This window comes from Vibrio sp. T11.5 (assembly GCF_027587155.1).
GTDB classification, from domain to species: Bacteria; Pseudomonadota; Gammaproteobacteria; order Enterobacterales; family Vibrionaceae; genus Vibrio; species Vibrio neptunius.
Genome location: NZ_JAPPTP010000002.1, coordinates 56,816 through 71,020, shown reverse-complemented (window position 1 = coordinate 71,020; position 14,205 = coordinate 56,816). Strand labels below are relative to the sequence as shown.

Here is a 14,205-nt window from a genome sequence, read left to right as displayed (position 1 = left end):
GAGAATGCCAAAACGTACTGACTTAAAAAGTATTCTAATTCTAGGTGCAGGCCCGATTGTTATCGGTCAGGCATGTGAGTTTGACTACTCTGGTGCCCAAGCATGTAAAGCACTGCGCGAAGAGGGTTATCGAGTTATCCTTGTAAACTCTAACCCTGCAACCATCATGACTGACCCAGACATGGCGGATGCCACTTACATCGAACCAATCCAGTGGGAAGTGGTTCGCAAGATCATTGAGAAAGAGCGCCCTGATGCAGTACTACCTACTATGGGTGGCCAGACTGCACTTAACTGTGCTCTAGACCTTGAGAAGCACGGCGTACTTGAAGAGTTCGGCGTAGAGATGATCGGCGCAACTGCAGACGCTATCGACAAAGCAGAAGATCGTTCTCGTTTTGATAAAGCGATGAAGTCAATCGGCCTAGAGTGTCCGCGTGCGGATACGGCTAAGACGATGGAAGAAGCTTACAAAGTTCTCGATATGGTCGGCTTCCCATGTATCATTCGTCCTTCATTCACTATGGGTGGTACTGGTGGTGGTATCGCTTACAACAAAGAAGAGTTCGAAGAGATCTGTCGTCGTGGTTTGGACCTGTCGCCAACCAACGAGCTTCTAATCGATGAATCACTAATCGGTTGGAAAGAATATGAGATGGAAGTGGTTCGTGACAAAGCGGACAACTGTATCATCGTATGTTCTATCGAAAACTTCGACCCAATGGGTATCCACACTGGTGACTCAATCACAGTGGCACCAGCCCAAACGCTGACTGACAAAGAGTACCAGTTGATGCGTAATGCATCTCTAGCGGTACTGCGCGAAATCGGTGTTGAGACAGGTGGTTCAAACGTACAGTTTGGTATTAATCCGAAAGATGGCCGCATGGTTATCATCGAGATGAACCCACGTGTATCTCGCTCTTCTGCTCTTGCTTCTAAAGCAACAGGTTTCCCAATCGCTAAGATTGCAGCGAAACTGGCCGTTGGCTTCACTCTTGATGAGTTACAAAACGACATCACTGGTGGTGCGACTCCGGCATCATTCGAACCAACAATCGACTACGTAGTAACTAAGATCCCTCGCTTTAACTTCGAGAAATTTGCCGGTGCTAACGACCGTCTGACAACTCAGATGAAGTCAGTGGGTGAGGTTATGGCTATCGGCCGTAACCAACAAGAATCTCTACAAAAAGCGCTTCGTGGCCTTGAAGTTGGTGCCAACGGTTTTGACGAAATGGTTGATCTGGATGCGCCTGATGCACTAACAACCATTCGTCATGAACTAAAAGAAGCTGGCGCTGAGCGTATCTGGTACATCGCAGACGCATTCCGTGCTGGTATGTCAGTAGATGGCGTATTCAATCTAACGGCAATTGACCGTTGGTTCCTAGTTCAGATTGAAGAACTGGTTAACCTGGAAAACCAAGTCAAGGCTGGCGGTTTTGCTGGCTTGACTGAAGATGTGCTACGTAAGATGAAACGCAAAGGTTTCTCTGATGCTCGTCTCTCTTCAATTCTTGGTGTATCTGAGAACGAAATTCGTCGCCTGCGTGACCAGTACGACATACACCCAGTGTACAAGCGTGTTGATACTTGTGCGGCTGAGTTCTCTTCTGATACGGCTTACATGTACTCATCTTATGATGAAGAGTGTGAAGCGCAGCCGACAGACAAAGACAAGATCATGGTTCTTGGTGGTGGTCCAAACCGTATCGGCCAAGGTATTGAATTTGACTACTGTTGTGTACACGCTTCACTAGCTCTACGTGAAGATGGTTATGAAACTATCATGGTTAACTGTAACCCAGAGACAGTTTCTACTGACTATGACACGTCAGATCGTCTGTACTTCGAACCAGTCACACTTGAAGACGTGCTTTCAATCGTACGTGTAGAGAAGCCAAAAGGCGTTATCGTTCAGTACGGTGGTCAGACTCCACTTAAACTTGCTCGAGCTCTAGAAGCGGCAGGTGTGCCAATCATAGGTACTAGCCCAGATGCAATCGACCGCGCTGAAGATCGCGAGCGTTTCCAAGCTGCCGTTGACCGCCTAGGTCTTCTACAGCCAGAAAACGCGACAGTAACGACAATCGAGCAAGCGGTTGAGAAATCGAAAGAAATTGGCTTCCCGTTGGTTGTACGTCCTTCATACGTGCTCGGTGGTCGCGCAATGGAAATCGTCTACGACGAGCAAGACTTACGCCGTTACTTTAACGAAGCGGTGAGCGTATCGAACGAGTCACCAGTGCTTCTAGACCGTTTCCTAGACGACGCAACTGAAGTTGATATCGATGCTATCTGTGACGGTGAGCGCGTAGTTATCGGCGGTATCATGGAGCACATCGAGCAAGCGGGTGTTCACTCTGGTGACTCGGCATGTTCACTACCTGCTTACACGCTAAGTCAGGAAATCCAGGATAAGATGCGTGAGCAAGTAGAGAAGTTAGCTTTCGAACTTGGTGTACGCGGTCTGATGAACACTCAGTTTGCTGTTAAAGATAACGAAGTTTACCTAATCGAAGTAAACCCTCGTGCTGCTCGTACAGTACCATTCGTATCTAAAGCAACAGGTGCTCCACTAGCGAAAATCGCTGCACGTGTGATGGCGGGTCAATCTCTAGAGTCTCAGGGCTTTACTAAAGAAATTATCCCACCTTACTACTCAGTGAAAGAAGTGGTACTTCCGTTCAACAAGTTCCCTGGTGTTGACCCACTGTTAGGTCCAGAAATGCGCTCTACTGGTGAGGTAATGGGTGTCGGTGCAACGTTCGCAGAAGCTTACGCGAAAGCGGAACTCGGTTGTGGCGCAGTGTACCCAGAAGGTGGTCGCGCACTACTGTCTGTTCGTGAAGGTGACAAGCAGCGTGTAGTAGACCTAGCGTCTAAGCTAACTAAACTTGGTTACCAACTGGATGCAACGCACGGTACAGCAGTTATCCTAGGCGAAGCAGGTATCAACCCACGTCTAGTGAACAAGGTACACGAAGGTCGTCCACACATTCTTGACCGTATCAAGAACAACGAGTACACCTACATCGTCAACACCGCGGCAGGTCGTCAAGCGATTGAGGATTCAAAAGTACTACGTCGTGGCGCACTGGCTGAGAAAGTGAACTACACAACGACACTGAATGCCGCGTTTGCAGTGTGTATGGCACACACGGCTGACGCTAAAACGTCAGTGACTTCAGTTCAAGAGCTGCACGCTAAAGTGGTACAGAACGAAGCGTAATAAAAACCAGTAGGCTCGCAACAGAGCCTATATGACAACCTCATTGCCCGCTCTTTTGAGCGGGCTTTTTTATGCTGTGTATTATAATGATGAAAAAATGGAATAGGTCAATTTCGATGCTTTCCTTATCCGACTGGAAAGCTCAGTGTTATGGTTATGGCCATTGTTTCGCCGTTTAGACATAAGTTATGGAAATCTCCCTCGAAATACTGACCATACTTTTCTTTGTTGCTACTGCTGCAGGCTTTATCGATGCTATGGCTGGTGGCGGTGGTTTATTAACGCTACCTGCGCTACTGGCGGCGGGGGTTCCACCGACTCAAGCCTTAGCGACAAACAAGTTGCAAAGCTCATTTGGGAGTTTTTCTGCTAGCTGGTATTTTGTGCGCAACGGTATTGTCAGTATAAAAGAGATGCGCTTAGCCATTTTGTGTACTTTCATTGGCTCAGCGATTGGTGCGGAAGCGGTGCAGTATATAGACGCAAGTACCCTGACCAGTCTTATTCCCATTCTTCTTGTCGCTATCTCGCTTTACTTTTTGCTGATGCCAAAAACGAAACAACACTCGGGGCAAGCCAAGCTGTCAGAAGCGATGTTTGCTTTGTCCGTAGGCGGTGGGGTTGGGTTTTATGATGGCTTCTTCGGCCCGGGAACAGGCTCCATTTTTACTGTGTGTTTTGTTGCCATTGGGCATTTTTCGTTGGTCGATGCGACCGCTCGCACCAAGGTTCTGAACTTTACTTCTAACATCGCTGCATTACTGTTTTTTGTGTTGGCAGGATTACCGATCTGGGAATTAGGATTGGTAATGGCGGTCGGTGGGTTTTTTGGGGCTCGAATGGGAGCGAAAGTGGTTGTGACCAAAGGCCAAAAATGGATCCGTCCCCTAGTGATCGTGATGTCGATGGCGATGGCATTTAAACTGCTTTGGGAACAGCATCAACAATGGTTGCTATCAGTTTTTTAACCCGAGGTGATTGATACACACTCTGTCTGACGCAAATATGGATAGGTCGAATTAGGTGTTGTAATTGTTTGAAATAAAAGCAATGTTTATCGGGGATATTGAGCGCTTTAATGATTGAATGAGGGATCAACGCTGGCGCTGTTCCGCCTAACGCCAGCTGGGCCGCAGCGGTGTAAGCATCCATTTCCATGATTGGCTTGATACCGAGCTTTTCTAGCGTGATGAGTTGATAGCTGTTGGCGGGATTGGTTAAATCGTTTGTGATGATCTTGTCGGGTAATTGCTTTAAAGGTGCATCGTTTACGACAGCGAAAGGCTCATCAAATAAGTGAAAGGTCATCAATCCATGGTGGGCTGGTAGTAAACCCGCACAGAGGCCCAGCGTTGCTTTACCTGATTGAACATGTTCTACAATACGAGGTGTGTGGTTGGTCGTGATTGTAATGTACTGATCGCTTTTAATGTAGTCGCCAATGGTCTTGCCTAGATATCCAGCAATTAAAGATTTTGAGCTATCGAGCTTGATGAGGGATGTATCTTCCAACTCTTGTTGTTCATAGATCAGACCTCGCAGCTCACTAAAAGAAGGACCTATGTTTTCAATCAGAGCCTGTCCATCGGGTGTCAGTTTGATTGAACGGCCAGAAGGTTCGATTAATTTTTTACCGAGTTTTTTTTCTAAATTGGCGATTCGTTTACTGACTGCTGATTGACTGATATACAGTAAGCTGCCAGTTCGGCTCATGGTTTTCGCTTTACTAAGAACTAATAAAGTCTCGATGCCTTCAAGTAACATAGCTACTGATGAAAAATGGGAATGGGTCAATTAATGTAACGGAAAAAAAACTCGCTTGCACTGCTTCTTTATAAAGTCATAAAAAAACGACGCCATTAAGGCGCCGTCGTCATATTCAATGTACCACTAACTGAATTATAGAGACTCAGTAAATGTACGTGCAATTACGTCTCGTTGTTGTTCAGTCGTTAGCGAGTTGAAACGAACAGCGTAGCCAGAAACGCGGATAGTTAGCTGAGGGTATTTCTCAGGGTTTGCAACCGCATCTTCTAGAGTTTCACGCTTAAGAACGTTAACGTTCAGGTGCTGACCACCTTCGATGCGAGGTGCTTTCTCGATCGCAACTTCGCGGCTTTCGTATTCGCCAAGTTCGTTGATTGCTACAACTTGGTCAGTTTCAAAACCTGAGTTTGCAGCCACGCAGCGCGCTTCATTTTTTTCACTATCAAGTAACCAAATAGAGTTCAGTAGTGCATCGTTTGCCGCTTTAGTAATTTGAATGCCTTGAATCATCACAGTCTCCTATCCACATTAGTGGTTTTATTGGTGTTAATTTTCGAATTTCGTCGAGCTGCGTATTATATAACCCGAAATTACTTGGGTGGTTTTGATTTAAGTCAAATAACTACTAATATCATTGTTAACTTAGTGGTTAATATGTTGATTTGAATCAATAACATCATATATAGCAATGACTTGTGATCTTGGTGATAGATTCGGATTTATTATTTTGTTGTAATTTTACTACAAATTAAGTGTGGTTGTTGAGATGAGTCTAATAACTTGCTGTAATTCGTACCATATATTGAAAGTCAAAAGTGATAAAGCAACATGTTAGAAAAGTCGTACGGTAACAAGTTTATCGGTGCTCATGTTTCCGCAGCAGGTGGTGTTGATCAGGCACCATTGAGGGCAAATGAAATAGGAGCAAATGCGTTTGCCCTATTTACTAAAAATCAGCGCCAGTGGAATGCCAAACCGCTTGATGAAACAACCATCGCCGCATTTAAGTCTAATTGTACCCTGTTTGGTTTTACCGCGGAGCAGATACTCCCACACGATTCATACTTGATTAATCTCGGCGCTCCAGAAGAAGAAAAACTTGAGAAGTCCCGCGCTGCATTTATTGATGAAATGCAGCGTTGCCATCAGCTTGGGCTAGGCTTACTCAATTTTCATCCTGGAAGCCACTTAAATAAAATTTCTGAGAAAGAGTGTTTAGTGCGAATCGCGGAATCGATCAATATTGCCCACCAAGCGGTACCAAACGTGACCGCGGTGATAGAAAATACGGCGGGTCAGGGTACCAACCTAGGCTGGCGATTTGAGCATTTGGCAGAAATCATTCAACAAGTTAAGGATAAATCTCGCGTTGGTGTCTGTATTGATACCTGCCATGCCTTCGCTGCTGGGTATGATCTGAGCAGCTTTGATGCGTGCGAGGCGACTTTTGAGGAGTTTGAGCGCGTTGTTGGTATGCATTATTTAAGGGCAATGCACATTAATGATTCAAAGATTGCCCTAGGTGGGAAGGTCGATCGTCACCACGCATTAGGCAAAGGAGAAATTGGTTGGTCGTGTTTTGAGTATATCGCCAAAGATGCTCGATTTGACCATATCCCATTGATTCTAGAAACAATAGAGTCGGAAAGTTGGCCTGACGAAATTGAGTTTATACGTCAGCATCATGTTACTCAGCTCAAGGAAATGGCCTAACTATTTAAAAGTGGCATTAATTTTTCATAGTGAGTGGATGTACTCAGACAAATAAGGATGCCACTATGCCTTACACTGCTTTTTATACTATCGCACGCTCGCCACGCCTTCCTGTTCCTAATCGTCATGTGACGGGTCAGGGTCATTATCGGATCCCACAAAAAAGCTAGTTCACTTTATCGCTTTGTTCCTTCATTAACTTTTGCGACAATTGTTTGAGCGCAAATAGTAGAAGGAACAAAACATGAACCCGTCATTGACATGGCAAGACGTCATTGGGGCTGAAAAGCAGCAGGACTATTTTCAGCAGACGTTGAATTTTGTTGAATCGGAAAGGGCATCAGGTAAAGCGATCTTTCCTCCGGCAAAAGATGTGTTTAATGCCTTTCGGGCGACTGAGTTCAATGACGTGAAAGTTGTGATCTTAGGACAGGATCCTTATCACGGCCCTAGGCAGGCTCATGGTCTGTGTTTCTCTGTTTTACCAGGTATCAAGACTCCTCCCTCTTTAGTCAATATGTATAAAGAGTTAGCACAGGACATTGATGGTTTTCAGATTCCGGCGCACGGTTACCTTCAAAGCTGGGCTGAGCAAGGTGTTTTGTTACTCAACACTGTTCTTACGGTTGAACAGGGAAAAGCCCATTCGCATTCTAAAACCGGTTGGGAAACCTTTACTGACAAAGTCATTGAAGCGCTTAATCAGCATCAGTCTGGCGTAGTGTTTTTACTTTGGGGCTCTCATGCGCAAAAGAAGGGGCGTTTCATCGACCGTAATAAGCACCATGTATTAGCTGCGCCACACCCTTCTCCGTTGTCAGCGCATCGTGGATTTTTCGGTTGTCGACATTTTTCTCAAGCAAATCATATTCTTAGATCACAAGGTAAACCAACTATAAATTGGCACCTTCCTACTCAAGTCAATATGTAGTTCTCCCTAATGTGGATTGCTTAATCTTCGAGCAATGTCAAAACTTGACTGGCGCTTCTTTTATACACTCATTAAAAGTAGGTGTTAAGGAGAAGCGCTATGATGATTGAAAGGATAAGGCGAGAGCATGGTTACATGGTTCGTTTGCTGGCAGTATTGAGGCAAAAGATTGCCCTGCTAAAGGAAGAACAGACCATCAATTACAGTTTAGTGAGAGAAATAGTGGACTATCTGGCTCACCACTCTGAGCGTGTCCATCACCCTAAAGAGGATATTCTCTACCATTATTATCTAGAACATTACGGCCATCACACGGATATCGAGAATCTTGAACTAGAGCATGAGACATTGTCACAAAGAACTCATGCTTTTCTCGATACTGTTGATATGATTCTCCAAGATGCTGTGGTACCTCAGGCTCTGTTTGTACAGCAACTCGAAGATTTTGTCCTGACGCAAAAGCGCCACATGGATCTTGAAGAGCAGTCAATATTACCTCTCATTAATAAGAGTTTCACTTTACATGATTGGCAAGTTGTCGAGAAACGTTGGAGCGTCACTGAAGACGATCCTGTTTTTGGCCATACCATTGCAGAGCAGTATCAGCAATTAGCCCAACGTGTTAGGCAGGTCGATCAAGAGTGTGTTTGACGCTCAAGTGTCGATAAACAAAAAAGAGGCGCTAATACGCCTCTTTTCTAATGTTAGTAATCTAGATTATCAATATCGTCGAATCCGATGTCCATATCTTTTAATTCACGTCGAAGTCTCTGCCTGTCCTTTATTGCTTCGATTTCACGCCATTTACGCTTTGCGGGTTTAGAACGTGTTGCCCGATTTTTTGGAAAATCCATTTCCATGATTTCTTCAAAGTTTAAGCCTTCCATAAGCTACCTCTTTTAATGATTACTCTTTGAAGGGGTACTGTTTAAATACCATTCTGTTTGGAGCGTAACTTTGATTCGTTTCTCATTTGTTACGATTCCATGAAGTTTTCATGTTGTTTTAGACTTGTCTTCACAAAAAACGGAGCAATACCTGGTCGTTTTTTGTTCAAACGGTTTGCCGAAAACGATTAAATTTTCAAAAGATGTATGTTAACGCTGTGTGTGAAAAAACAGCGGTTTCTTGAACTATGCAATTAGGTTTATTTGGCTGAGTTGATACATCGAATTTACAGATCGAATCACTTAACCTTCTCTTCTCTGAGTCCTTGATGACAAAGGAGTGTCAATTATTTGCAGCTCTGCTATTTCTTATCGAGTTGTGTGTTCTTTATTGTTGTTAAATTTTGATGTTAATGTTCTGTTTTTGTGGTTTTTATGTTCTTTTTTGTGTTAATCAATGGTGATTTTATAGTGAAAAATAACAACAATATGTATTATGATGCATATTGATTTTTGGTATCCTTGACTGCATTATCCGCCCGTCAAAAATACGCTGGTACGTAAAATGGAAGCATGAGGCGCGTTTTACATATCTGAGTTGCACAATAATTACACAATAATACTAAGCAAAATTGACACTTGGTTTGCAACTGGATGGAAGGCTGGGAAGCAGAGATCAGCGAAAACTCACTATGAGGATCTTATGACAGATTTAATTAATTTGATGAATGACCTACTTTGGGGCTCTATTCTGGTTTATCTCTTAGTTGGTGTGGGGGTCTACTTCACATTCAGACTGGGCTTTATCCAGTTCCGCCATTTTGGCCATATGTTTTCGGTGTTAAAGAACAGCCGTAAAGCGGATAAAGCGGGTATTTCATCATTCCAAGCTCTGTGTACTAGCCTAGCAGCCCGTGTGGGTACAGGTAACATGGCGGGTGTTGCCGTCGCTCTTACCGCCGGGGGCCCAGGTGCAATTTTCTGGATGTGGCTGATCGCAATGCTGGGTATGGCAACCTCGTTCGCCGAGAGTACCTTGGCGCAGTTATACAAAACCAAAGATGATGACGGTAACTATCGTGGTGGCCCTGCCTACTACATGGAGAAAGGTTTAGGGATGCGCTGGATGGGCGTATTGTTCTCTATCTTCCTGATCATCGCTTTTGGTTTGGTATTTAACGCGGTTCAGGCTAACTCAATTGCTGGTGCCATGAATACGGCATTTGGTTGGGATGAAACTTATGTCGGTGTTGCCGTAGTTCTGTTGTCTGCAGTGGTTATCTTTGGTGGCATCAAGCGTATCGCGCGCGTAGCAGAAATGATTGTCCCTGCAATGGCGCTACTTTACCTGCTACTGGCGCTATTCGTTATGTTTATGAATATCGATAAGTTACCGGCAGTACTGAGCTTGATCTTCAAGAGTGCCTTTGGCCTGCAAGAAGCCGCGGCAGGTGGTTTAGGTTATGCAATTGCTCAAGCAATGATTAACGGTATCAAACGTGGTCTTTTCTCAAACGAAGCCGGTATGGGTTCTGCGCCAAACGCAGCGGCATCAGCTACACCTTATCCGCCACACCCTGCGTCTCAGGGCTATGTTCAGATGTTAGGTGTGTTTATGGACACTATCGTGATCTGTTCAGCGACGGTGGCGATTATCCTGATGTCCGGTGAGTACGTTCCGCATGGTGAGATCACAGGTATTGAACTGACTCAGGCAGCGTTGAGCTCTCAGGTAGGCTCGTGGGGTGGAATCTTTGTAGCTGTTGCGATTTTCTTCTTCGCCTTTACGTCTATTATAGCGAACTACTCATACGCGGAAACAAACCTTATTTTCCTTGAGCATAACCATAAAGCCGGTCTGGGCGTGTTCCGTCTGGTTGTACTAGCGATGGTAATGTTTGGAGCCGTTGCATCACTACCTATCGTTTGGGCATTGGCAGATGTTTCTATGGGTATGATGGCGATTGTCAACCTGGTGGCGATTTTGCTTCTCTCTGGCATCGTGATTAAGCTGGCGAAAGATTACAACCGTCAGCTAAAAGAAGGTAAAGTGCCGACATTTGATTCGAACGATTTTCCTGAGCTGAAATCTCAGCTTGAGGATGGTATCTGGGATCAGAGCAAAAAAGATTAATAGCCAACCTCTATTAAAACGATTCAAAAAGCCATGCAGACATAGCATGGCTTTTTTTGTAACCTATAGCGAATAAAAACAGAACAGATAGAGTAAAGCCATGCTAATCGTCGTTTCACCAGCGAAAACCTTAGATTATGAATCTCCACTGGCTACAGAGAAATTTACTCAGCCAGAACTGACAGAGTATTCAAAACAACTGATTGATGTCTGTCGTAAGCTAACGCCTGCCGATGTCGCTAGCTTGATGAAAGTGAGCGATAAGATCGCTGACCTTAACGTTGGCCGCTTTCAGGAGTGGAGTGAGACGTTTACGACGGAGAACTCACGCCAAGCGATTCTGGCTTTTAAAGGTGATGTCTACACTGGCTTAGACGCTCAAAGCCTGTCAGACGATGACTTTGATTATGCTCAACAGCACTTACGCATGTTATCTGGCTTATATGGTTTATTAAAACCACTTGATCTAATGCAGCCTTACCGTTTGGAGATGGGAACGAAACTTGCCAATGAAAACGGCAATAACCTGTATCAGTTCTGGGGTAATGTGATTACTGATAAGATAAATCAAGCTATTACTGAACAGGGTGATAATGTTCTAATTAACCTTGCTTCAAACGAGTACTTTAAAGCCGTAAAACCAAAATCTCTGGATGCTCAGGTAATTACGCCAATTTTCAAAGACTGTAAAAATGGTCAGTACAAGGTGATCAGCTTCTATGCGAAGAAAGCACGTGGCATGATGGCACGATACATCATTGAGAATCGTATCGAGAGCGTTGCGGACCTGACTAAATTTGACACAGCGGGCTATTATTTTGTTGAAGATGAGTCTTCACCGACCGAATTGGTCTTTAAACGCGAAGAGCAATAAAGGAATCAACAGATGATAGCTTGGTTTAAACAGTGGGTTGCGCGATACGACGAGTGGTGTCAGTCGATGGGCCTAACTCCGCAGAACAAACGCAGTTGTGTTCCTTATCACACAGACCCCGTTCAGCAAGCTTCTCAATCTAATAAAAAGGCGCAGCGGTAATGCGCCTTTTTGATACCCATTGTCATTTCGATTTCGCCCCCTTTTCAGATGATTTTCCGGCTCAACTGCAACTGGCAAAGCGAGCGGGCGTTGAACGGTTCATGATTCCGGCTGTTGGGCCCTCCAATTGGCAACAATTAGTTGCACTGTCTTCTTTATATCCATCTGTTTATATTGCGTTGGGCATGCACCCCTACTTTTTAACGCAAGATAGTCAGCAGCAGTTACCTGAGTTACACACTTTGTTTGAAACAAAGCTGGAACGTTGTAAAGCGATTGGTGAGTGTGGCTTAGATGCAATGGTTGCTGTTGACGAAGAGATTCAACGACAAGTGTTTGTTACTCAGGTTGAATTGGCGAAAACACTCAAGTTACCGCTGATCCTCCATGCGAGGAAAACCCACAATTTGGTTCTTCAGTTGCTAAAGCGTCATAAATTTCCTTACGGTGGAGTGTTACACGGTTTTTCGGGTAGCTATCAGCAGGCAATGCAATTTGTCGAGTTGGGTTTCTATATTGGTATTGGTGGTGTTATCACTTATCCAAGAGCACGGAAAACGCGCCAAGCGGTGATGAACTTACCTATGGAGTGTCTCGTTCTGGAAACGGACGCGCCAGACATGCCTCTTTACGGGCACCAAGGTAAACCTAATCATCCGGAAATGTTAGCTCAAACCTTGTCATGTCTCGCAAAGCTGAAGGGTATTAATGAGCAAACGCTTGCTGAAAGCATCTGGAAAAATAGCAATTCGGCATTCGGTATTTGTGAATAGTTTCTAAAGAAAATGTTCTTTTTATGATTTGCAGTTCGCTATAAAGTGATCTTCTTCACGTAAATGGGTGAACGCATGATGAATCTTATTAGAAACTGTGAGGGCAGCATTACTTTATCATTGGACGGATGAGTATAATTGGCTCCGCTTTAGAGCTCCATTTTGTAACACGCCAACAAATAACATATAAGGAAATCATAAACTATGAGCCTGTTTATGAGCCTAGTCGGTATGGCAGTATTGCTAGGAATTGCATTACTACTGTCTGATAACCGAAAAGCTATCAATCTAAGAACTGTGGGTGGCGCATTTGCTATCCAATTTATCATCGGTGGTTTCGTTCTTTACGTACCATGGGGTCGTGACCTTCTAGCTGGCTTCTCAGCTGGTGTACAAAGTGTTATCGACTACGGTAAAGACGGTACTGGTTTTCTATTTGGCAGCCTAGTTAACTTCTCAGTTGACGGTATTGGCTTCATTTTTGCGTTCCAGGTACTTCCAACGCTAATTTTCTTCTCTGCACTTATCTCTGTACTTTACTACGTTGGTATCATGCAGTGGGTAATCAAGATTCTTGGTGGCGGTTTACAGGCTGCACTTGGCACGTCGCGTGCGGAGTCAATGTCTGCGGCTGCGAACATTTTCGTAGGGCAAACTGAAGCACCTCTTGTGGTTCGTCCGTTTGTTCCTAAGATGACGCAATCTGAACTATTCGCAGTAATGTGTGGTGGTCTAGCTTCAGTTGCTGGTGGTGTACTAGCGGGCTACGCTTCTATGGGTGTACCTCTAGAGTACCTAGTTGCGGCATCATTTATGGCAGCGCCAGGCGGTCTACTATTCGCGAAAATCATCAAGCCAGAAACAGAAACACCTGATGAAAAGCTAGGCACTGACATTGACGGTGGTGAAGATAAACCTGCTAACGTCATTGACGCAGCGGCTGGCGGTGCTTCTGTTGGTTTGCAGCTGGCATTGAACGTTGGCGCAATGTTGTTAGCGTTTATCGGTCTAATTGCTCTTATCAACGGTATCCTAGGTGGTATTGGCGGTTGGTTCGATATGCCTGAACTAACACTGGAAATTCTGCTTGGTTACATCTTCTCGCCTCTAGCATTCCTAATCGGTGTTCCGTGGGAAGAAGCTACACTTGCTGGCTCATTCATTGGTCAGAAGATAGTGGTTAACGAGTTCGTCGCGTACCTAAACTTCGTACCATACGTTGGTGACGCTGCGCAAGTAGTCCAAGAGACTGGCGAAGTAATGTCAACCAAGACTGCAGCAATTATCTCGTTCGCTCTATGTGGTTTCGCAAACCTTTCTTCTATTGCGATTCTGCTTGGTGGTCTAGGTGGTCTAGCGCCAAACCGTCGTCATGACATTGCCCGTATGGGTATCAAAGCGGTTTGTGCTGGTACGCTATCTAACCTAATGGCGGCGACAATCGCTGGCTTCTTCCTATCTTTCTAATTAAGTAAGCGAAAGATTATATAGACGCCGTTTTAAAAAGCCCCGTAGACACACATTCTTGTGTGCTACGGGGCTTTTTTGTTTCTTCCAATAGAGTGAGCCCGATTACGATGTTAACTGGGGTTTAACCATAGTGACCTTGTTTTACACACACTGCTTGGAGAGAAAACTCGTACAAGTTGGCAAGAACTTTCGTTAGCTTGTATGACAAGTTTGGACTGAGTTCAGATAACCTGATTCGCAACGATTATTCAGTAAGATT

General features: G+C 44.7%; 13 protein-coding genes. 10 read left to right on the top strand and 3 right to left on the bottom strand.

The window, feature by feature from the left end; translation table 11 throughout:
- Positions 1–4 precede the first annotated feature (4 nt).
- Positions 5–3,235, top strand: a complete 3,231-nt coding sequence (carB, locus tag OH455_RS03570) for a carbamoyl-phosphate synthase large subunit (RefSeq protein ID WP_269980375.1) — start codon at positions 5–7, stop codon at positions 3,233–3,235.
- A gap of 188 nt (positions 3,236–3,423) precedes the next feature.
- Positions 3,424–4,203 carry a TSUP family transporter gene (locus OH455_RS03565; RefSeq protein WP_045976149.1) on the top strand — a complete coding sequence of 260 codons (780 nt, stop codon included), beginning with the start codon at positions 3,424–3,426 and terminating at the stop codon, positions 4,201–4,203.
- Here OH455_RS03565 and OH455_RS03560 read toward each other — a convergent pair.
- Both OH455_RS03560 and grcA read right to left on the bottom strand, forming a co-directional pair.
- Positions 4,154–4,999 carry a LysR family transcriptional regulator gene (locus tag OH455_RS03560; RefSeq protein ID WP_269980374.1) on the bottom strand — a complete coding sequence of 282 codons (846 nt, stop codon included), beginning with the start codon at positions 4,997–4,999 and terminating at the stop codon, positions 4,154–4,156. The two genes, OH455_RS03565 and OH455_RS03560, sit on opposite strands and share 50 nt — an antisense overlap.
- Positions 5,000–5,134: 135 nt before the next feature.
- The gene (gene grcA / locus OH455_RS03555; RefSeq protein WP_006957983.1) at positions 5,135–5,512 is read right to left on the bottom strand and encodes an autonomous glycyl radical cofactor GrcA; all 378 of its coding nucleotides are present in this window, start codon (positions 5,510–5,512) and stop codon (positions 5,135–5,137) included.
- Positions 5,513–5,830: 318 nt separating this feature from the next.
- Here grcA and nfo point away from each other — a divergent pair, with 318 nt between their 5' ends.
- The 3 genes from nfo (at position 5,831) to OH455_RS03540 (ending at position 8,297) form a co-directional block, all read left to right on the top strand.
- The gene (nfo, locus tag OH455_RS03550) at positions 5,831–6,715 is read left to right on the top strand and encodes a deoxyribonuclease IV (protein WP_269980373.1); all 885 of its coding nucleotides are present in this window, start codon (positions 5,831–5,833) and stop codon (positions 6,713–6,715) included.
- A gap of 244 nt (positions 6,716–6,959) precedes the next feature.
- The gene (ung, locus tag OH455_RS03545) at positions 6,960–7,646 is read left to right on the top strand and encodes a uracil-DNA glycosylase (protein ID WP_269980372.1); all 687 of its coding nucleotides are present in this window, start codon (positions 6,960–6,962) and stop codon (positions 7,644–7,646) included.
- 99 nt (positions 7,647–7,745) lie between these two features.
- Complete coding sequence (locus OH455_RS03540; RefSeq protein ID WP_206373488.1) at positions 7,746–8,297, top strand: hemerythrin domain-containing protein; 552 nt, start codon at positions 7,746–7,748, stop codon at positions 8,295–8,297.
- Positions 8,298–8,350: 53 nt separating this feature from the next.
- Here OH455_RS03540 and OH455_RS03535 read toward each other — a convergent pair whose 3' ends face one another.
- Complete coding sequence (locus OH455_RS03535) at positions 8,351–8,533, bottom strand: DUF3545 family protein (protein WP_045976143.1); 183 nt, start codon at positions 8,531–8,533, stop codon at positions 8,351–8,353.
- 703 nt (positions 8,534–9,236) lie between these two features.
- Between OH455_RS03535 and OH455_RS03530 the strand changes: the two genes are divergently transcribed.
- The 5 genes from OH455_RS03530 (at position 9,237) to OH455_RS03510 (ending at position 13,943) form a co-directional block, all read left to right on the top strand.
- Positions 9,237–10,667, top strand: coding sequence for an alanine/glycine:cation symporter family protein (locus tag OH455_RS03530; RefSeq protein WP_206368185.1), 1,431 nt, complete (start codon positions 9,237–9,239; stop codon positions 10,665–10,667).
- A gap of 100 nt (positions 10,668–10,767) precedes the next feature.
- Positions 10,768–11,541, top strand: coding sequence for a peroxide stress protein YaaA (yaaA, locus tag OH455_RS03525; RefSeq protein WP_206368187.1), 774 nt, complete (start codon positions 10,768–10,770; stop codon positions 11,539–11,541).
- Between the two features lie 12 nt (positions 11,542–11,553).
- The gene (locus tag OH455_RS03520) at positions 11,554–11,703 is read left to right on the top strand and encodes a DUF5363 family protein (RefSeq protein ID WP_206368189.1); all 150 of its coding nucleotides are present in this window, start codon (positions 11,554–11,556) and stop codon (positions 11,701–11,703) included.
- On the top strand, positions 11,703–12,476 hold the full coding sequence (locus tag OH455_RS03515) for a TatD family hydrolase (RefSeq protein ID WP_269980371.1): 774 nt from the start codon (positions 11,703–11,705) through the stop codon (positions 12,474–12,476). Before OH455_RS03520 ends, OH455_RS03515 begins: the two co-directional genes overlap by 1 nt.
- Positions 12,477–12,680: 204 nt before the next feature.
- Complete coding sequence (locus OH455_RS03510; RefSeq protein ID WP_045976139.1) at positions 12,681–13,943, top strand: NupC/NupG family nucleoside CNT transporter; 1,263 nt, start codon at positions 12,681–12,683, stop codon at positions 13,941–13,943.
- Positions 13,944–14,205 lie beyond the last annotated feature (262 nt).

Excerpts from the sequence above, each read along its gene's own strand:
- OH455_RS03520 (WP_206368189.1), top strand. The coding sequence starts at position 11,554 with ATGATAGCTTGGTTTAAACAGTGGGTTGCGCGATACGACGAGTGGTGT.
- OH455_RS03530 (WP_206368185.1), top strand. The coding sequence starts at position 9,237 with ATGACAGATTTAATTAATTTGATGAATGACCTACTTTGGGGCTCTATT.
- yaaA (WP_206368187.1), top strand. The coding sequence starts at position 10,768 with ATGCTAATCGTCGTTTCACCAGCGAAAACCTTAGATTATGAATCTCCA.
- carB (WP_269980375.1), top strand. The coding sequence starts at position 5 with ATGCCAAAACGTACTGACTTAAAAAGTATTCTAATTCTAGGTGCAGGC.
- OH455_RS03535 (WP_045976143.1), bottom strand. The coding sequence starts at position 8,533 with ATGGAAGGCTTAAACTTTGAAGAAATCATGGAAATGGATTTTCCAAAA.
- OH455_RS03540 (WP_206373488.1), top strand. The coding sequence starts at position 7,746 with ATGATGATTGAAAGGATAAGGCGAGAGCATGGTTACATGGTTCGTTTG.
- OH455_RS03560 (WP_269980374.1), bottom strand. The coding sequence starts at position 4,999 with ATGTTACTTGAAGGCATCGAGACTTTATTAGTTCTTAGTAAAGCGAAA.
- nfo (WP_269980373.1), top strand. The coding sequence starts at position 5,831 with ATGTTAGAAAAGTCGTACGGTAACAAGTTTATCGGTGCTCATGTTTCC.
- OH455_RS03565 (WP_045976149.1), top strand. The coding sequence starts at position 3,424 with ATGGAAATCTCCCTCGAAATACTGACCATACTTTTCTTTGTTGCTACT.
- grcA (WP_006957983.1), bottom strand. The coding sequence starts at position 5,512 with ATGATTCAAGGCATTCAAATTACTAAAGCGGCAAACGATGCACTACTG.
- OH455_RS03510 (WP_045976139.1), top strand. The coding sequence starts at position 12,681 with ATGAGCCTGTTTATGAGCCTAGTCGGTATGGCAGTATTGCTAGGAATT.
- ung (WP_269980372.1), top strand. The coding sequence starts at position 6,960 with ATGAACCCGTCATTGACATGGCAAGACGTCATTGGGGCTGAAAAGCAG.
- OH455_RS03515 (WP_269980371.1), top strand. The coding sequence starts at position 11,703 with ATGCGCCTTTTTGATACCCATTGTCATTTCGATTTCGCCCCCTTTTCA.